Here is a 17,342-nt window from a genome sequence, read left to right on the forward strand (position 1 = left end):
ATAAGATATTCTCCATCCAGACGATCACGAGGCAGCACGCAACGTCTGGTCAGAGTGCGTCAGGTCGGGATCCGCAGGGGAAGTGACTTTTCGGGTGCGTAGCGCTGAAGGCGGGTATCGCTGGTTCCTCAGTCGCGCTGAACCTCGCCGGGCGAATGACGGAACGCTATGTGGCTGGATTGGCATCAACCTCGATATTGAAGAACGACAGCGGGCCGAGTTCTACCTGGCGGAAGGTCAGCGCCTTGCACACATCGGCAGCTGGGCTTTCAACGCTGCGGGTTTTGAATACTGGTCTGCCGAGTTGTTTCAGATCCACGGACTTGAGCCGGGCGGCAAGGCACCGAATATTCCGGAATATATTGCGCTCGTGCACCCCGAAGATCGAGACTTCGTGGCGCATGAAATGCGGAAGATGCTGGAAGACCACCGTGGCTTCGACTTCACGAAACGGATTGTGCGGCCAGACGGAGCCATTCGTCATATCCGTTGCGTCGGTAGGCCGGCGACCGCCGGCGGGACTTTCCGGGGGTTCGTCGGAACCGGGATGGATGTGACGGAGCAGGAGCAACTCACGCAGGCGCTGCGCAAGAGCGAGGAGGAACTCCGGCAGATTGTCGATCTCGCGCCGCAACACGTAGGGGTACTGGGCCCGAACGGCGAGCGCCTCTACGCCAACCGCACGGCGCTCGCCTATCTCGGCACCCGTCTGGACGATTGGTTGCGCGGAACCATTGGATCTCACGTACATCCTGACGATCGCGAACGGTTGATAGCGTTTGCAAGTCGCTTGTCGGTCGGTTCCATCCCTGAGCTGGAGTTGCGCCTGCGAAAGAACGACGGAAGCTATCGCTGGTTTCTGGCTCGTTATAACCCGGTCTGCGACGAGTACGGACGCCTGCTCCGCTGGTATGTTGCCTGTACGGATATCGAGGAGCGCAAGCGAGCTGAGGAGAGACTGCAACAGGAAAACGTGGCGCTTCGCGAGGAAATCGACAAAGCCTCCATCTTCGAAGAGATTGTCGGTACATCGCCCGCGCTGGCGGTTGTGCTTGCGCGAGTTTCCAAGGTCGCAGCCAGCGATTCGACAGTATTGATCACTGGAGAAACCGGGACCGGCAAGGAGCTCGTCGCCCGTGCGATTCACCGGCGGTCGCGCCGCTCGTCGAAGGCATTCGTCGCTGTCAACTGCGCCGCGATGCCTCGCGAGCTGATTGCCTCGGAACTGTTTGGGCATGAGAAGGGGGCCTTCACAGGTGCCACCCAGCGGCGACTCGGTCGCTTCGAACTCGCCGACGACGGAACAATCTTCCTGGATGAGGTCGGCGAACTGATGCCCGACACGCAGATCGCGTTGCTGAGGGTACTGCAGGAACGCGAGTTTGAGCGCGTTGGGGGAACGGAGGCTATCCGCGTCGACGTCCGCCTTATCGCGGCCACCAATCGAGACTTGAGCGAAGCCGTGGCCGACGGAAGCTTCCGGCGTGATCTCTTCTATCGTCTGAACGTTTTCCCTGTTGAGATGCCGCCGCTGCGGGAGCGGATACAGGACATTCCCCTGCTGGCGGAGTATTTCATCGATCACTACGCGCGCAAGGCGGGCAAAGCATTCAAGCGCGTTAACAAGCGGACACTGAATCGCCTGCAATCTTCGCGAGATGGGAGTCCCACGCCGCGCCTGTCTCGATGCCGAACCGAAGAGCATGGTCCTTCGCAAGGCCCAGGTAATCCGCGCTCCGTTCATTCAGGAACGTGAGGGCAACAGACGGATCCGCATACCAGATGTGCGCCGGGATCAGATTCAGAGTGAATTGCAGCGATTCCCTGGTGAAGTCATTCATGAGGCAGCCCTCGGCGAGAACCGGTGAAAGCGTTGACCGTTGCTCAGGCGCTCGTCATCCGGTTTCAGGGAGTCAGCAGCAATGACAGGACTCCCGCGTCCCGGTGACAGTGCGCTTGTTGTCCAGCATATCGTCACTGGCGAGATTTCGCCAATCACTAGTTGGTGCCAAGCCTTGTCGTGCGGCGTCGACGGGTGTGTTGGTGCGGCTGTCGAGGGGCAGGTGGCCATGTTTGGGCCAGCGCGCCGCGGCGAACTCCGCATTATTTCTTCGGCGCGTCCATCCTCACCTTCGCCGGGCCGATCTCCGCGACATCCGCCCACGCCTTTGCGTCGAAGCAGAACTCCGCAATGGCGCATGTGGGCATGTCTATGATCGTGCTCGATAGCCGGTGCGCGAGGTCGGTGAATTCGGGATTGTGGCCGAAGAGCATCACGCGGTCTAGCCTGTCGTCGAGTGCGCAGATTACGGCGAGCAAGTTGTCCGGGCTGCTGGCGTAGAGGCGTTCATCGACGACGATATCCTTGCGCTTGTAGCCGATCTCATCGGCGATGAGTTGTGCCGTGGTCAGCGCACGCAGCGCCGGGCTCGACACGAGTAGATCGGGCTCCACCCCGCGATCAGTCAGGCGCTTGCCCATCTTGGACGCATCATTGCGGCCGCGATCTTCTAACGGTCGCTGCTGATCGGGCAAGGACGGATCGTCGCGACTGGATTTGGCATGCCGCACAAGAAACAGGATTTTCATGATCAAACTGAGGAATGACCTGAATCGTCATTATTGCCCTCTTCGGCCGCTGCGGCGACTACTAGGGGTGCCAGCCTTTCATGTTTTCGATTGCCGTCGTTTTCAGCCTCGCATCGCTGCTGGGCTTGCGAACCGTCGTAAATCGCGTCGAAATCAAAGCTACCCCCAAAAGGACCACAGAAGCGGCACGTCCAAATTCGTGCCACCGATGTGGAGTTGCTCCGATCCGTACACCACGACTTTAGGCGGCGCGAACTCAAGGTGGTTCTCTTCCATCCACGCTGCGACCGCGGTTTGCAGCCGATTCATGAGATCCCGTTGAAGCTTCCATGGCTCTGGGGACTCGCGGTCGGGAAAGCCATCACCGATCGTTGCCGCGAGGATGGGGGCGAGCACATCCTGGGCTTGATCGCTGCCAATCAATTTGCCCTCCTGCTCGCCCAAGGCCATGCCAGCGAGCATTCGCTCGAGAATCCTGGTCGCCTCGAACCGCGCGAAGTAGGACGGAGGCTCAGGGCTAAAGCCCGCGGTAACCACCTGCGTCATGCCCACCTGCGCTGCCGCCGAGATGGCATCGCGACGGGAGCCAAACCCTGCGACCCATCGACCGGCCGCATCCTTGTACCCGAACTCTTCCTGCATGCTGCCTCCTGCATGGTTGATGTTGGGCCTTTGCCATGGTGCCGTTCTCCGCCCGGTATGCTGCCGGCCTTGGCGGCCGTGGCATACGTTTTCACACTAAGTCGTGGGCACGACCCGGAAATGTTCCACCGTCTGCCCGGCGTTGATCGCCCGCTGCAGCCAATCCGGCATGGCGCCGTGGCCGTCCCAGCCCTGCCCCTGTGTCGATTTCGATCGACATGGTGTAGGTGAATCGCTTTGGGGCGGCGCCGGATCCTGCGTTGTGCCGACTTGTGGGAGCGTTGGATTTCAGGGTTGCTCCAGGTGATGGCTGCGGTGGGAATCATTGCCGGCGGGAAGACGTGACCGCCCTCGTTGCTTAAATTTTAGTCAAATCTGCTGACGCCGTCGGCACTCGGCCCCCGCGCGGCTTGTCGACAGCCTTGTCCCCTCGTGCGGTGGACAAATCCCCGCCCTCGCCCCCTCAGGCTGGCCCGGGCTTGAAACGACTGCCAGCGCAGCGCGCGGCGTTCGGTGGCGCTGGCCCGCTCCTGTGCGGCCGCGTGGGCCTGGCGTTCGGCCTCCAGTTGAGGGTCGGCCGGATTCGAAAAAATCTGCCATATCCCTGGCAACCCATTGATTTATCGAGGGAATCCAGCTTTTTCAGCACCCGGATGGCAGCGCCTGCCTCCAGCGAAGAACTCAATTTGCACCGGATAGTGCCTAGAGCGGCATATTTACGCAGCCGCGCACGCGCAATATCAAGTACAACCAACTGGTCGCCAACATGGTCATCCTCCACGTAAGGGTCGGGACTTGCTCGGCAGTCGGCATTCGTCAGTTTGTTCTACGTCTCTGGCCGGTCAGCCGGCCTGTCCTGCCAGCGGGCAGGACAGGCATGGCCGTCTTACGTCAACAGACGGGGGGCGGACATCACCCATCGATGGCGGCGCGGGGCCGGCGGGCCCGCTCCCAGCGCCGCCGGCTTACTGGCTCAGCCGCGTCACCTTCAACTGCGGGTCGACCGCAATTGCCTGCTCGCTGAACGGCAGCCGCACCCACCGCTTGGCGGAGTACTCCGCCATCTGGTCAAAGGCGTGCGGCGACTGCTGGTCTACAGACTGGCCGTACACCAGCAGCGCCTCGGCGACCGGGCCTTGCTCGTCAAAGCCTACGGTCTGCACGTAGCTGGTCCCAAAGTAGACCTGCAGACCCTTGTCCGACACCGGGCGGCTTTGCAACTTGTTGAGCACGCCTTCGTATTCCTCACCGCCGTGCAGGGCGATGCGGCCAGCCGGCGCCGTGGCGGCCTGCACTTGGCCCAGCGGCGCATCCAGCGCAAAGCCGGCGCCCTGCATGGCTTGCACGGCGTCCTTCAGTGCCTTGAAGACCTCGGTGCGAACAGACTCATCGCGCATACGCAGTCCGCGCGGGGTGTTGACCGGATCGGTGGGGTTGAACTCGATGGCGTAGACCTTGGGGATCTTGCTGGCGCGCATCCAGAATTCGCGGAACAGCGGTGCGGCGCGGCTGTCGAGGTTGCTGTGGCGGTCCCACTTGCGCAGCGCCGCGCAGCCGTCGCTCAGGTCCGCGTCTTTGGTGCCGAGGCAGGCATTGAGCAGGTCATCCAGCACGAGTTCGCCTGAGAGGTTGCGGTCGCGGAACAGCACGGCCTGCAGGCCAGGCACGTCAAAGCGGTTACCGGGCAGGCCGTCCTCGCCCGAGAGGCGGCGGCCGATTTCCATCAGGCCAACGCGCGTGCGCAGGCGTTGCGCAACTTCGGTGGGACCAAGCACTGGTGAGAAGCCGGTCAGCTTCTGGCTGGGGTTAGACAGCCACGAGCTGTCATTGCTGTTGGCGACATAGTCATCGCGTACCAGCACGGGCATGGCGTTGGGGGCCACCAGCCCCGGTACTGGCGATGCCGCGTCCACCGTCCAGTTGCAGCTAGCCTGCGTGCCGTCCAGCAGGACCATGCCTGTGCCCTGCATCAGCTTGGTGGCCAGCGCGGCGCTGTCGCCGGCCGGCGCGCATTGCTTGAGCATGGCGGCCGATACGTTGGGCGCGACCGATACATCGGCAAACATGGCGCGGCCTTCGCGGTCGGTGGCAATGGTGTTGACCCACGGAATGCCCAGGCGGCCAATGGCGTTGCGGATGCCAGCCACGTCGCGCGCGCGGCCGATATCAAGCCAGGTGTCGACCGAACGCGTGTTGTTGCGATTGGCGTCGCGCAGCGTATAGGCCTTTTGCGCGGACCAGGGCAGGCCGGCCGCTGGCATGGACAGCACCGGGCCGTATTCGGTCATGTAGAAGGTGTGCGAGCGCTGCTCGGTACGGCCGTCAGGCAGCTTTGCCGCATAGCTGACGGTGCGCGGGGTCATCTTGCGCGGCGCGCCGTCCACCAGGTAGGTGGTGGGGTCGCCTTCGGCCAGTTTCAGTTCATACAGCGTGAAGCGGCGGGCGGTGGACACGGTGTGCGTCCAGGCCACGTCTTTGTTGAAGCCGATGCTGATGATGGGGAACGATGCAATGGACGCGCCCATGACGTCCAGCTTGCCCGGTATGGTCAGGTGCGCTTCAAAAAGCGATTGGTGGTGGTCCACGGAAAATGCGGATTTCCCAGCAGCAGGCCGCGCCCGTTAGTGGTGGCTTCCTTGCCAAAGGCCCAGCCGTTGCTGCCGATGGGCGGATCTAGCAGCTGCAGGTCGTTGTTGACGGCTTCGATGTCGATGCTGGCTACGTCCACCGCCCCCGCCTGCTGCGGGGTCTTGGCACTGCCCACGGCCTTGGGCGGCACAGCGGCGACAATACCCGCTGCCAGCGCGCCGGCGCTGGCTTGGATGCTTTTCTCCTCGGCCAGGCGGAACATGTCGATGGCGGTAACGGGCCGCACCCAGTCAGCGTTGCGGCAGCCAGCCGGGCGTTGGGCGGGCGGGGTATCGCGCAGGTAGCGGTTGTAGCCGGCGATATAGCCGCGCAGCAGTTCGCGCGCCTCTGGCGAGGCCTGCGCGTAGCCGGCGCGCAGGGCGTCGTCATCGATGATGGCGCGGAAGAATGCGTCGGATTCGCTGTTCTTGATGCGCTTGAATGACACCTCGGTACTTTCGTCGGGGCCGAACACGCGCGAGCGATCGCCGCTCACCGTGACGACCTGGTCGGCCATCAGGCAGACGTTATCCTGTGCGTATGCGTAGCCCATGCCAAAGGCCAGGCTGGCGTAGTCGTTGGCCTTGATATGGGGAATGCCATAGGCGGTGCGGCGGATCTCGGCATTGAGTCCGCTTTCGCTCCAGTTGGCGCTGTCGCTGCCTGCGGTGGCGCAGCCGCCCAGGGTGGCGGCCGCCAGCACGGCGCCACCAAGTGCGGTCGCGCCGCGCACGATGCGTTGCTTCATTGTGTTGTCTCCTCGTTCTTGTCTCTGTGGGCCCATGGAACGTTGCGCGCCAAGAGGCGACGCGCCATGGTGCCGCTGACATGGTCGGGCATCGGGGCCGTGACAGGTAGAGCGGATTCCGCCACAATTGGTGGCGTTCCCGCCATCCGGCAGGCACCTTCCCAACAACAACCCACCGCGCCATGTCGGACGTCTATCTGCTGTGCTACCCCTCGGCCGTTGTCTCCGCCCTTTCCACCGCGGTCGACATGCTGGACATGGCCAACACGCTGGCCTCTATGCAAAGCCGGCGGCGCGGCACGGCGGCGCCTTTTCGCTGGCGGCTGGCGGTGGCCGAGCCGCAACGCTGGCAGGCGCTGGCCAGCGTGCTGCGTTGCCCGTGCGTGCCGCTGGAAGAGCTGGCCGGCGCAGGCAAGGACGCCATGGTGGTGATCGCGCCACCGTTGTTTGACCACATCGCCGGACTCGAACATGTGCTGTCGCTACTGGACCGCGAACGCGCCGCCATTGCGGCAGTTGCTACGCGGGGCGCGCTGGTGTTGGCGCCGTTCACGGCAGTGGCACTTCTGGTAGCCATGGATTTGCCGGCGCAGCGCAAGCTGGCGGTGCCATGGCTGATCGCCAACTGGATGCGGCTGAGCGAGCCCGCGCGACGGTTGCAGGCCGACCAGCCAGTGGTCAAGAGTGGCAACCTGCTCAGTTCCCGCGCGCTGGATCGCATGCATGCGCTGTTGCTGCAGGCGGTGGCGCATATCGCCGGCAACGCCCTGGCCCGCACGCTGGGCAACGCCCTGCTGGACCAGCCCGAGCGCGGCGAGGCAGTCAACATCTGGCTGAAGACTGGCGATGCCCCGCGCCTCAGCGTGGTACTGCGCGCGCGCCGCTACCTGCAGCAACATCTGGCCGAACCCTATGACCTGTCCCGGCTGGCAGCGGTGGCGTCCACCAGCGAACGCACACTGCTGCGGCATTTCATGAAGAGTGTGGGCATGTCGCCGCTGCAGTTCCTGCACCGGTTGCGGGCTGAGCGCGCCTGCCATCTGCTGGAAGTCTCCACGCTCAGCCTGACCGCCATTGCCGAACAATGCGGCTACCAGGACATGTCCGCCTTCCGCAACCTGGTGCGCCGCCATACGGGCCAGACGCCGGGCGCGCATCGGCGGGCGCATTCGGTGCGGGCGGAATTGCGGGCGGGCTGAGGGGGCTGAGGTCGCGAACTTAATGAATGTGTCGCCCGGCTGTCGTTGGCGGATGGGCGAATCTGGCACTGCGCCGCTCGATGCAGCGGTGGCGGGCTGGGGCCAGCGCTCCCTTGCTGCGTAATGGATCCACCCGGCGGGCCGCCCCGCCGTGAGCCGGATGTTAGGCGGATTCGCCTACAGCGCGCCCCCGCTCGTTAGCCACAAAGTTGTTCGCATTCCTTCTGCGCTGCAGCCCGGCGCTCATCGATGTACTTCGCTAGATCTTGGACGTGGACGCCCTTGGAGGGGCCCGCGCAACGATGTCGATGGGCACCACGGCGGTTGCCCCATACTGCGCCAATAGAATGAATATTGTGGTCATTTCGCCTCTCGAGCTCTGCGGGTCAATTCGATGGTTCGTTGTGCTACTTCGTTGTGCTACTTCGTTGTGCTACTTCGGTGATGCTAGGATTCACTAAAGACGTACCTGCGGCGTCCTTCTCTGGAGACCGGCATGCCACGGTTCGAGGATCGGATCAGTTGGTTCGGCGCTGGCGTAGTACTTGGTGCTGCGCTCGCGGGGGCATGCTTCGCACTCGCGCGCCAGAGCCAGAAGCAGATCACTGGTGGGGCGCATGACGACTCCAGCATTCGGCAGGCTGACGAAGCGAGTAGCGCCGGCAAACGATCTGATGCCGTGGCAACCGACATCTTTGAGTTCAAGGGCCACGTGATCCACATTTTTTGTCACGTGGTCACTGGCGGTCTGTACAAAGCATCCTGCGATATTTGGGAGGACGGTGCCGTTGTCCTGGAGGCCGGCGCTGTAGGCACCACCTATCCCACGCCGGAGGAGGCTAAGGCAGCAGCTCATGGATGGGCTAAGCATTGGGTAGATAGCAACGGCTGAATACCCTGCCAATGTGTTCGCCGGACACATTTAGCGCACGCCGCCCGGTGTGCCGGCCGGCTCGGCCAGGAGTCGCCGCCGCACCTCGGTCGCCCCACGGATCTCAGTGAAGGCGCAACGCGGCGCTTTGATGGCCATGGCCGCAGGTGGCTGGCTATTAGTCATTAGTGCAACGTACGGTATTCTGGCGCGGCTTCCGAAGAATGCAGGATTGCCACACGGCTTGAAGAAGGCGGCAGCGTGTAAACTGCTGTGCTACCGCTTTTTTGTTTGGCCCATGACGATCACTATCAACGAAGACCTCCGTGCCTATATCGATCCACTGACAGAAGACGAATACGCGGCACTAGAACGCAGCTTACTCTCCGAAGGGTGCCGGGATGCACTGGTGTTGTGGGGCAATCTTCTTGTGGACGGACATAACCGCCACAGCATCTGCCAGAAGCACGGCATTCCCTTCAATACGGTACAGAACCAGACGTTCCAGTCCATCGACGATGTGCACCTGTGGATGATCGACAATCACCTCGGGCGGCGCAGCGTATCGGATTTCCAACGAGGCGTACTCGCTCTTCGGAAGAAAGAAATCGTATCCGCGCGTCTGGCACATGCGCGAGCCCAGCAATGCTCTGCAAAGCCTGCCGGGGCTGATGTCGCCACGCAATCCGGGGCCGATCCAGTGTGGACTCGCGAGGCGGTTGCGCGCGCGGCGCGGGTGAGCAGTGCGACGCTTGGTCAGATCGAGAGAATCCAGAAGACCGCTGCGCCCGAGCTGGTCAGCGCAGTAAAGGCGGGCGTGATTTCTATTAATGCTGCGGCTGCCGTAGCCTCCTTGCCTGGCGAGAAGCAGGTAGCGGCTGTTGCTGGGGGCAAGAAGGAACTGCGCCAGGTGGCGAGACAGGTGCGCGAGGCCCGACTGCCAGTCAAGCCTGAACCGGCGCCCCCACCCAGCGACGCCACACCCGATCAACTTGCAATTCACCGCCTGACGCTATTGGTTACGGAGCTCACAGAAGAGCGGGATCAGTTGAAAAAGAAGGTGCAGCACTTGACGATCGCACTTGCGGAGACCCGCGTTGGGCAATAATTTGCTGCGCGTAATTTCATGAATGGCCACGGTGACATGGTTCACCGTCGACCACCCTCAAAAAGGAGAGCGCGCCAAAGTGGGGTTAAGATCAGTTCAACCTCAAGAGGATAATGAAATCTCCATCCTGTAACCGCGAATCCCGAAGACGCACGCCACCTGATCGGCCCGGTGCCGGCGCTGATTCTGGATTAAAGGGTTTTCAACGGGAATCGCTATCAATTCACCAGCCGCCAATTCCGCGGCGATTGAGAACGGAGATAGCAGCGTGAAACCTGGCAGGCTGCTGAAGTACCTCCAGCAGAAGTCAGCCTGGAATGGGGCATAAGCGTTCGGCCGGTCATCATCAGCCTTTGCGGTCATTTGCACTTTTCCGGTAGCCGTCACGGCGAGTGACCGCTTCGTCGCGTCACATCCGCGAGACCTGATGGCTAGCGCCTCGGGTCACGTCGGAGCAGGCGAGCGATTATGACCTACACTAAAAGAACGTCTTTCGCGTGCTCGCGTGCCGCTTTGACGCAATGCAACGTCGCCGGCAGTCGATTGAAGCGGGCGAATGACGATGGCACGGGCAACACACCGTCATCTGCTGCCTGAATTCATCTGGAACTGATGTTCAAGAAGGGGGCATCATGTTGCAAGCCAGTGAAATCCAAAGGCGTTTTACTCATCTGCAGCAAACCATCAGCGAGGCATCACGGACCTGCCATGCCGACACGGCGATTCCAACAGACTTGATGAACTGGGTGGATGAGCTCGATAAGGAATGTCAATCGGCAAAGAAGGTCATGTCGTCCAAGGATGAGGATCGGATCCGGCAGTGCGTCGATGATCTCGAACGGATCGGTGATCGTGCAGAGCGCGCTTGCCAACAGGCCGGCGGTCTCGACGCCAGGATCAAGGATGCAGTCAGTTCGATGCATTCGGAACTTTCCGACCTGAAGCGTCAACTGCACTGACCTACCTGACAGCCCCGGTCCTACCCGCCGGGGCTATTTACACTTCGCCGCCGTCAAGACGCACAGCAATGCTTCCACTTGACGCGCGGCCGTTTTCGCGATCGGCTTCCTGCTTGCCGCCTCCCATTAAAATATGAAATCCCGCCCGTCTTGCCCAGGTGGGAACGCTTCTACGTCTTCGATGAGAAGAAGAACAGGCCGGTCGCTGTGCTCGACTGCCACGAGCGGATGCACTGGATGCCTGAGAACGAACTCATCTTCCGCATCGCTAGCATTGTCGAATGGCTGACGCTGAACCACGGCATGCTGGATATATTTCTCCATCCGAACACGGGCGACGCATGCGCGATCATCGCGACGCCGCCATGTGGATCGGTCACTCATATCCGTTGAACATGGCGGTGCTTGGCAGGTAGCCAAACCGACAGTTTGCCGTGTTCAACGTGCTGCGGACCAATTTGGCGCTGTGCCCTCCTGCAGCGGTCGTTTCACCCGCAGCTCGGCCTCTTCGAGAGCGGTCGTTCGATCAATGTCGTACAGAGCCTGGATCGAGGCCGTCGCGGTCAGGGCTTTCGTGCCTCACGTCTGACGCGCTCAAGGTATTTCCCTGATGCGGCGTCGATCCGCACGGTGTCGCCTTCCTTGATGAACTGGGGAACGAGAACTTCCATGCCGTTCTCGAGCGTGGCCGTCTTGAAGGTAGAGGTTTCATGCTCGCGCAACCCGGGCGGCGTGGCGACGACTGTCAAGTCGACAGCCGGGGGAAATGCGATAGTGACCGGCTCGCCCTCGTGAAGCTGCACCGGGATCCGCATATTGGGCTGGAGAAACCTCTCGTATGCGCCGATGGTTACCGTGGGCAGACTGATCTGGTCGAAGGTGTCGGGATTCATGAAGTAGAAGGCGACGCCGTCGGTGTATAGATATTCCATCTCCTTATGTTCGAGTGCGACGTCCTCGAGCTTGTCGCTCGGGTGTAACCGCAATGCCTTGGCATGATTGGTCTTCAGGTTCTTGACCTTGGCGAACACCGCGCCACCCTGCTGCCCGCCGCCGGCGTGGTGCTCGGCGCTGGCGACGCTGTGGAGTTCGCCGTCGAGCATGATGACCATGCCCGCCTTCAGTCCGGAAGCTTCGACCATTTGCTTGCCTCCGCCCGGTTGGGAGGATGACGCTATCAGCCTAGCACCGCGGCGGGGCTTCGGCAACCGGCCGCGGCAACGGCAATGGCCTCTGGACTTTGCGTCACACCAAGGCTGATGAATCGGTCCTGCGCCTGAACTCGCGTGGCGACCGGCGCGGCGAAATGCGCTGTCGGAGAACTCGGAAAAAGGGGTCATGAGACGCTTTCGACTTGTCCGTCAACTTGTATCCTGCATGTATCGCATTCAGTACCGCGGCAATGTCTCTCCCGTGGCTGGCACCGTTGCCGAAGTGCATAATGTTCCCGTTGCGGCCGGATTTGTCGGGCTCGTGTCTCTGCGGGCGAGGATGTTTTTTGCGCCAACCCGGCTCGCCGCGCAGTAGAAACGGCGATGCCCGGTGAGTTGGCAACGATCCCGCTAATGTGTTGATCACGGTGCATGGCCGGTCTCGGGAGCGAATTGCATGCTGACTGCGCACATCCCCGACCTGGCTGCGGCGTTGGAGCGCCATGTGAAAGTTCTTGCCCGAGACATCGGCGAACGCAACGTGTTCCGGCCGGACGCCCTGCAGGCGGCAGCCGACTATATCGCGCAGCAATGGACCAGGCGTGGCTGTGTGGTGACGCGTCAGGACTATCAGGTGCGAGGCGTCCCCTGCGCCAATATCGAGGTTGCGCTCGCGGGTTGCGTTCAGGCTGACGAATTCATTGTACTGGGCGCGCATTACGACACCGTGCGCAACAGCCCCGGGGCGGATGACAACGCCAGCGGCGTCGCCGCGCTGCTCGAGATCGTGGGCATGCTTCAGGCTCTCTCGCCCCGGTACACCGTGCGCTGCGTTGCGTTCGTGAACGAGGAAGCGCCGTTTTTCTTCCGCGGGGACATGGGCAGCCTGAGGTACGCTAGAGCCGCGCGGCTGCGCGGGGATCGCATTCGCCTGATGCTTTCGCTCGAGATGCTGGGCTACTACCAGGACGAACCTGGCACCCAAAGGTATCCGCCTCTACTACGTTACTTCTATCCCGCGCGCGGCAACTTTATCGCGTTCGTTTCCAATCTTCGCTCGGCGCGCCGGCTGCGATGGATCGTCGACGCGTTCCAGGCCTCGTCCAGTTTTCCGCTCGAAGCAGCGGCGCTACCGTGGTGGGTACCCGGAGTCGCGTTGAGCGATCACTCTTCCTTCTGGCGCCTCGGCTATCCGGCCGTCATGGTGACGGACACCGCCTACCTGCGCAATCCGCACTATCACACCGCGCACGATGTCCCCGCAACGCTCGACTATGGTCGCATGGCCGCGGTGACGCGCGGGTTGGCCGCGAGTGTCGCATCGCTGGGGCCGAGGGGCGCGAGCCTGGCAAGGCGTAGGCCGCAGGAAAAAGGGTGAACTGCGGCCGTGCGCGGCCGCGACAGCTGGTTGCCGCGGGCCACTACTGGGCCACGCCACACGCGCCCTTCCCGCTGGACGGTCCAAACGGCACCACTGAGGACCGCCTTCTGCAAGGCCTTGTGCAGATGATCAACGGCCGCTTTCAGCTCACGCCGGCGATGCCCGCAGCGCCAACGCCTCGCATATCCAATCCGCCGCCAGCTCCGGTCCAACGACCTCGGTATCGATCTCCACGTCAGGCGCAAGCGGTGCTTCGTACGGGGCGCTCAGGCCGGTGAACTGGCTGATCTGCCCGGGGCCTTGGCATAGAGCCCCTTGGCATCACGCTGCGAGCACACCGCGAAGCTGGCGCTGAGAAACACTTCAAGGAACGCGTCCCCGCCGATAATCTCTCGCGCCTGCTGGCGCTGGCTGCGCAGCGGCGAGATGAATGCCGCCACTACCCACAGGCCGCTGCGATTGGCGAGCCGGGCTACTTCGGCGGCACGGCGGATGTTCTCCGTGCGGTCCTCCGGCGAAAACCCGAGATCGCGATTGAGGCCGGCGCGCATTTCATCCCCATCGAGCAGCAGTACCGGGTGGCCTGCGGTCAGCATGCGCTTGTGCAGCGCGTGGCTGAGGGTGGTTTTGCCCGCTCCCGATAGCCCGGTGACCCAGACCGTGCCCGGCCGCTTCCTGGTTTCGTTCGATGCGTTCGGCGAGATGAGCATGCTGTGCGTGATCCGGTTTTCTGCGTCGGGCTGTGCGATCAAAGGCCGCGTTCGCGCTGCATCAAGCCTAGCAGCGCGGTCCAGGCACCGCCGGCCAGGCTATGGCGCTGGCGTGCCAGCAGCACGGTACCCGGCAATTCGCGCGTTAGCGGCAGCGAGTCGCAATGCGACAAACGCACGCGGAAGATAGCCGTGGTCGGCGCCAGTCCATTGTGCTGGCTGCGTGTGACCGCGATAGGGCCGCCGTAGAGGCTGGCCAGCGTGCGTTGCTCGAGGCCGGCTACGTTGACCTGGTCCGTCTCCGCGGTGGCACAGCGCACCGAGCCGAATTCCGGCAGGTTGGCGACGAAGACGCCGCTGCTGCAGGCGGTGAGCGCGGCATGGTTCTGCTCGCCGATGAAGGCTTCCGCCTTCAGCTCATTATCCTGGCCGACGATATGGTAGAGCGGCTCGCCGCGCGCCAGCCATGCGCCATCGGCGAGGAACAGGCAGCAAGAGCAGTTCCCGGTTGACCACCAGAGACGTGCGCAGCCGCGCTTGCTGGACTGCCACCGGCTCGCCCTTCTGGCGCAGCGTAGGCTCCTGGTCAAGCTCCCTCAGCGCACGGCGCGCGGTGACGCTGGCCCGCTCCCGCGCCACCGCGACCTGCTCGCGCGTTGATTCCAACGCCGTCGAGAACTGGGTACGCAACTCCGGCAACTGCCGCGCGAGTGCATCGATCTGACGCTTCCCCTCCTCCTGACGCGCCTGCGTGGCCGCGTGGGCCTGACGCTCGGCGCCCCGCTCTCCGATGTATGGGCCCAGCGTGTCGCGTAATAGCAAACACTCAGTGTTGTTGTGTTGGTTTACGCCCGCCAGATCCAGGACGGCGCGCGCTTGGTTTTGGCGCCATTTTCGCACTCGAAGGAAATCCGTCCCAAGCCCCGCCTAGGTTTGCGGGCGATTCGCGATGACACGGCCCGCCTTGGCACACTCCATGCGTTTGTACCTCCCGAGCGCAGAAACAATGCTCAAACTAACCGAACCCAAGTCCCAATCGCTCCCAAGGAGAACTGCCATGACTACCACCCTCGCCATCAAGGACCTGTCCGTCACCGAAGAACTCGACACCCGCGCCATGCGCGCCGTGCGCGGCGGCTTCGTGCCCTTCCTGCCCGTGTTCAGCGCGGTCAAGATCGACTCGACCTTCAACGCCTCGCAGCTGATCGGCCAGACGCAGAACGTCGTCAACATGAACGGCAACAACACGGCCTTCGCGGACGACATCAAGTCGCATGTCACCTCGACCCAGAACGCCCAAAACAACATCTATCGTTGAACGGCCCGGTAGATGTGGAGGTGGCCCCGCCACCTCCACTGGCAATCAGCCAATCAAGAGCATTTCAAGTCATCCAGTGAGGCCAAGGAGAACCAACATGTCATCCATCATCGTGCGCGACCTCGCCCTGCCCCAAGAACTCGACGGCAAGTCCATGACCGCGGTGCGCGGCGGCAATTCCTGGCTGCAAGGACTGGGCCCGGTGGCCAACGTCAATGTCAACGTCAACCAGAACATCGCCCAACTGCAAAGCATCAATGTGAATACGCTCAACAACGTTGGCGTGATCGACTCCGGCTTCGGCCCGCTGAGCATCGACGTCAACCCGTCGCAATGGGCCGCCACCCACGCCAAGGTATGAACGGCATGTGCCCCCGCACTGTGGAAACCCCGAGGGTTCCACGGCCAGCGCGGGTGCGAATGCACTATAACTCCGGCGTCGATGCAAGCCCCCTCTGCGCGAGTGGGCGGCTATTGTCTTGTAGTACCCCCCGGAAATGTTCCACCGTCTGCCCGGCATGGATCGTTCGCTGCAGCCAGTCCGGCATGGCGCGGGAGGACATGGCCGCCCTCGCTGCTTAAATTTTAGTCAACTCCGCTGACGCCGTCGGCACTCGGCCCCCGCGCGGCTTGTCCACAGGCTTGTCCCCTCGTGCGGTGGATAAATTCCATTCGGCACCTCTGGCGTCCCCCTCAGGCCGGCCCGGGCATGAACTTGGCTTTTGTCGCTGGCACCCGGCACCTGGGCGATACCAAGCGCCGCGCCGCGGTGACTTCCACTTCAGCGCGCTTGGCCCGCCACAGCGCCGCCCGCGTGAGAGCCGGCGGACCGCTTCGCACGCCCTGCAGCAGGCGAAAAAGCTCCGGGCAGAGTTGCGCGCGAGCGTCGCTCCCGTTAGGGATATATCCTGTTCCTCCGCGACACCTGTTCATTCAGCGTCCAGAGGTCATACAGCACGCCGATCAGGAACAGGCCGCCGCTCAACAGGTAGATCAGGCCACTGATCCATTTGCCGATATACATCCGGTGCACACCGAAGATGCCGAGGAAGGTCAGAAGGATCCATGCTACGTTGTAGTCGTACTTGCCGGGAGCAAACCGATAGTCCGCTTCCCGGTCCATGCCGGGGATCAGGAACAGGTCGATGAGCCAGCCGATCCCCAGCAGGCCCAACGTGAAAAACCAGATCGTCCCGGTCACCGGCTTGCCGTAGTAAAAGCGATGGGAACCGGTAAAGCCGAAGATCCACAACAGATAACCGATGACTTTGCTGTGCGTATCACTCCGGGGATTGCTCGATGGATGCATCGTTCGTCTCGTGCAGTGGTTTGGCGCGATGATGACATAGCCTGTAGCACCGAAGCTATAGCCAATACCATCCACCAGCACCACCGCCCAAGCAGACCAGCATCAACCCCTTTCCCCGCAAATCGGCGAAGCCCCCAAAAAAGCTCACTTCAGCGTGCAGGCAACCGCGGGCAAGCGACCGGCGCCCGCTGAAATGCGGGAACCCCGGCTCAGCCTGCCTCAACACGGTTGCGCCCATCAGCCTTGGCGCGATACAGCGCCAAATCGGCGCGCGCCAGCAATTCGTCAAGGGTCGCTTCCCCGGCCTCGATGCTGGCCAACCCCAGGCTTGCCGTGCAGGTGGGCTGCCCCGCGATGACCGATTGCTGCTCCACTGCCTGCCGCACGCGCTCGGCCATGGCAAGCGCGGCCTCCATGCCGGTATGCGGCAGCAGCACGACAAACTCTTCGCCGCCAAAACGGCCGAGATAATCCGTGTAGCGCAGCGCCTGGCCCACGGTTTGTGCGAAATGAGCCAGCACGCGGTCACCCACCAAGTGTCCGTGCTGATCATTGATGCGCTTGAAGTGGTCGATATCCATCAGCAGCAACGACAGTGGTTGGCCGCTGCCGCGCCGGTTCTTCAGTTCACTACTACCTGCGTGCAGCACAGCCCGGCGGTTCAGTACCCCTGTCAGGTCATCGCGCTGCGCCAGGTACTCGAACTCCGCGCGCAACCGCTCGCTCACG

17 protein-coding genes and 3 pseudogenes are annotated in these 17,342 nt (G+C 62.6%); 9 read left to right on the forward strand and 11 right to left on the reverse strand.

What is annotated here, in order from left to right:
• The first annotated feature begins 7 nt into the window (after nucleotides 1-7).
• Nucleotides 8-1,756, forward strand: coding sequence for a sigma-54 interaction domain-containing protein (locus OMK73_RS14560; RefSeq protein ID WP_267606382.1), 1,749 nt, complete (start codon nucleotides 8-10; stop codon nucleotides 1,754-1,756).
• Between the two features lie 347 nt (nucleotides 1,757-2,103).
• On the opposite strand, the gene OMK73_RS14565 is transcribed toward OMK73_RS14560, so the two are convergent.
• The 4 genes and pseudogenes from OMK73_RS14565 to OMK73_RS14575 form a co-directional block, all read right to left on the reverse strand.
• Nucleotides 2,104-2,589, reverse strand: a complete 486-nt coding sequence (locus OMK73_RS14565; RefSeq protein ID WP_267602674.1) for a SixA phosphatase family protein — start codon at nucleotides 2,587-2,589, stop codon at nucleotides 2,104-2,106.
• Between the two features lie 159 nt (nucleotides 2,590-2,748).
• Nucleotides 2,749-3,231 (reverse strand): hypothetical protein, encoded by a 483-nt coding sequence (locus OMK73_RS14570; RefSeq protein ID WP_267602675.1) that lies wholly within the window; start codon nucleotides 3,229-3,231, stop codon nucleotides 2,749-2,751.
• Nucleotides 3,232-3,327: 96 nt separating this feature from the next.
• Nucleotides 3,328-3,438 (reverse strand): annotated as a pseudogene (locus tag OMK73_RS39170) (H-NS family nucleoid-associated regulatory protein); the annotation flags it as partial.
• 758 nt (nucleotides 3,439-4,196) lie between these two features.
• Nucleotides 4,197-6,607, reverse strand: a pseudogene (locus tag OMK73_RS14575) (acylase).
• Between the two features lie 182 nt (nucleotides 6,608-6,789).
• Between OMK73_RS14575 and OMK73_RS14580 the strand changes: the two are divergent.
• From OMK73_RS14580 to OMK73_RS14590, 3 genes are all read left to right on the forward strand, one after another.
• Nucleotides 6,790-7,806, forward strand: a complete 1,017-nt coding sequence (locus tag OMK73_RS14580) for a GlxA family transcriptional regulator (protein WP_267602676.1) — start codon at nucleotides 6,790-6,792, stop codon at nucleotides 7,804-7,806.
• 496 nt (nucleotides 7,807-8,302) lie between these two features.
• Complete coding sequence (locus OMK73_RS14585; protein ID WP_267602677.1) at nucleotides 8,303-8,698, forward strand: hypothetical protein; 396 nt, start codon at nucleotides 8,303-8,305, stop codon at nucleotides 8,696-8,698.
• Nucleotides 8,699-8,975: 277 nt separating this feature from the next.
• Entirely contained in the window at nucleotides 8,976-9,785 is an 810-nt protein-coding gene (locus OMK73_RS14590; RefSeq protein WP_267606383.1) for a hypothetical protein, read from the forward strand.
• Nucleotides 9,786-9,887: 102 nt separating this feature from the next.
• Here the strand turns inward: OMK73_RS14590 and OMK73_RS14595 are convergent, their stop codons facing one another.
• Entirely contained in the window at nucleotides 9,888-10,148 is a 261-nt protein-coding gene (locus tag OMK73_RS14595; RefSeq protein ID WP_267602678.1) for a hypothetical protein, read from the reverse strand.
• Nucleotides 10,149-10,417: 269 nt separating this feature from the next.
• Between OMK73_RS14595 and OMK73_RS14600 the strand changes: the two genes are divergently transcribed.
• Both OMK73_RS14600 and OMK73_RS38325 read left to right on the forward strand, forming a co-directional pair.
• Nucleotides 10,418-10,744 carry a hypothetical protein gene (locus OMK73_RS14600; protein WP_267602679.1) on the forward strand — a complete coding sequence of 109 codons (327 nt, stop codon included), beginning with the start codon at nucleotides 10,418-10,420 and terminating at the stop codon, nucleotides 10,742-10,744.
• A gap of 267 nt (nucleotides 10,745-11,011) precedes the next feature.
• Nucleotides 11,012-11,160 (forward strand): annotated as a pseudogene (locus tag OMK73_RS38325) (DOPA 4,5-dioxygenase family protein); the annotation flags it as partial.
• A gap of 147 nt (nucleotides 11,161-11,307) precedes the next feature.
• Here the strand turns inward: OMK73_RS38325 and OMK73_RS14610 are convergent.
• Entirely contained in the window at nucleotides 11,308-11,886 is a 579-nt protein-coding gene (locus tag OMK73_RS14610) for an elongation factor P (protein ID WP_267602680.1), read from the reverse strand.
• Nucleotides 11,887-12,352: 466 nt separating this feature from the next.
• Between OMK73_RS14610 and OMK73_RS14615 the strand changes: the two genes are divergently transcribed.
• Nucleotides 12,353-13,273 (forward strand): M28 family peptidase, encoded by a 921-nt coding sequence (locus OMK73_RS14615; RefSeq protein ID WP_267602681.1) that lies wholly within the window; start codon nucleotides 12,353-12,355, stop codon nucleotides 13,271-13,273.
• Between the two features lie 150 nt (nucleotides 13,274-13,423).
• Here the strand turns inward: OMK73_RS14615 and OMK73_RS14620 are convergent, their stop codons facing one another.
• From OMK73_RS14620 to OMK73_RS14630, 3 genes are read right to left on the reverse strand one after another with little or no spacing between them, the layout of a single operon-like run.
• A complete protein-coding gene (locus OMK73_RS14620) occupies nucleotides 13,424-13,564 on the reverse strand; it encodes a hypothetical protein (RefSeq protein ID WP_324291813.1) in 141 nt (46 codons plus the stop codon).
• On the reverse strand, nucleotides 13,543-13,986 hold the full coding sequence (gene cysC / locus OMK73_RS14625) for an adenylyl-sulfate kinase (RefSeq protein ID WP_267602682.1): 444 nt from the start codon (nucleotides 13,984-13,986) through the stop codon (nucleotides 13,543-13,545). Before cysC ends, OMK73_RS14620 begins: the two co-directional genes overlap by 22 nt.
• A 38-nt stretch (nucleotides 13,987-14,024) precedes the next feature.
• Nucleotides 14,025-14,576, reverse strand: coding sequence for a hypothetical protein (locus tag OMK73_RS14630; protein ID WP_267606649.1), 552 nt, complete (start codon nucleotides 14,574-14,576; stop codon nucleotides 14,025-14,027).
• A 467-nt stretch (nucleotides 14,577-15,043) separates the two neighbouring features.
• Between OMK73_RS14630 and OMK73_RS14640 the strand changes: the two genes are divergently transcribed.
• Both OMK73_RS14640 and OMK73_RS14645 read left to right on the forward strand, forming a co-directional pair.
• Nucleotides 15,044-15,304: a hypothetical protein gene (locus OMK73_RS14640; protein WP_267602683.1), complete on the forward strand. Its 261-nt coding sequence runs from the start codon at nucleotides 15,044-15,046 to the stop codon at nucleotides 15,302-15,304.
• Nucleotides 15,305-15,401: 97 nt separating this feature from the next.
• Nucleotides 15,402-15,665 (forward strand): hypothetical protein, encoded by a 264-nt coding sequence (locus OMK73_RS14645; protein ID WP_267602684.1) that lies wholly within the window; start codon nucleotides 15,402-15,404, stop codon nucleotides 15,663-15,665.
• A gap of 534 nt (nucleotides 15,666-16,199) precedes the next feature.
• Here the strand turns inward: OMK73_RS14645 and OMK73_RS14650 are convergent.
• A complete protein-coding gene (locus tag OMK73_RS14650) occupies nucleotides 16,200-16,613 on the reverse strand; it encodes an NINE protein (protein ID WP_267602685.1) in 414 nt (137 codons plus the stop codon).
• Nucleotides 16,614-16,822: 209 nt separating this feature from the next.
• Nucleotides 16,823-17,341, reverse strand: a complete 519-nt coding sequence (locus OMK73_RS14655; protein ID WP_267602686.1) for a GGDEF domain-containing protein — start codon at nucleotides 17,339-17,341, stop codon at nucleotides 16,823-16,825.
• Between the last annotated feature and the right edge of the window lies 1 nt (nucleotide 17,342).

This window comes from Cupriavidus sp. D39 (assembly GCF_026627925.1).
Taxonomy (GTDB): domain Bacteria; phylum Pseudomonadota; class Gammaproteobacteria; order Burkholderiales; family Burkholderiaceae; genus Cupriavidus; species Cupriavidus ulmosensis.

Excerpts from the sequence above, each read along its gene's own strand:
- OMK73_RS14595 (WP_267602678.1), bottom strand. The coding sequence starts at position 10,148 with ATGACCGCAAAGGCTGATGATGACCGGCCGAACGCTTATGCCCCATTC.
- OMK73_RS14600 (WP_267602679.1), top strand. The coding sequence starts at position 10,418 with ATGTTGCAAGCCAGTGAAATCCAAAGGCGTTTTACTCATCTGCAGCAA.
- OMK73_RS14650 (WP_267602685.1), bottom strand. The coding sequence starts at position 16,613 with ATGCATCCATCGAGCAATCCCCGGAGTGATACGCACAGCAAAGTCATC.
- OMK73_RS14610 (WP_267602680.1), bottom strand. The coding sequence starts at position 11,886 with ATGGTCGAAGCTTCCGGACTGAAGGCGGGCATGGTCATCATGCTCGAC.
- OMK73_RS14615 (WP_267602681.1), top strand. The coding sequence starts at position 12,353 with ATGCTGACTGCGCACATCCCCGACCTGGCTGCGGCGTTGGAGCGCCAT.
- OMK73_RS14580 (WP_267602676.1), top strand. The coding sequence starts at position 6,790 with ATGTCGGACGTCTATCTGCTGTGCTACCCCTCGGCCGTTGTCTCCGCC.
- cysC (WP_267602682.1), bottom strand. The coding sequence starts at position 13,986 with ATGCTCATCTCGCCGAACGCATCGAACGAAACCAGGAAGCGGCCGGGC.
- OMK73_RS14640 (WP_267602683.1), top strand. The coding sequence starts at position 15,044 with ATGACTACCACCCTCGCCATCAAGGACCTGTCCGTCACCGAAGAACTC.
- OMK73_RS14570 (WP_267602675.1), bottom strand. The coding sequence starts at position 3,231 with ATGCAGGAAGAGTTCGGGTACAAGGATGCGGCCGGTCGATGGGTCGCA.
- OMK73_RS14590 (WP_267606383.1), top strand. The coding sequence starts at position 8,976 with ATGACGATCACTATCAACGAAGACCTCCGTGCCTATATCGATCCACTG.
- OMK73_RS14585 (WP_267602677.1), top strand. The coding sequence starts at position 8,303 with ATGCCACGGTTCGAGGATCGGATCAGTTGGTTCGGCGCTGGCGTAGTA.
- OMK73_RS14565 (WP_267602674.1), bottom strand. The coding sequence starts at position 2,589 with ATGAAAATCCTGTTTCTTGTGCGGCATGCCAAATCCAGTCGCGACGAT.
- OMK73_RS14645 (WP_267602684.1), top strand. The coding sequence starts at position 15,402 with ATGTCATCCATCATCGTGCGCGACCTCGCCCTGCCCCAAGAACTCGAC.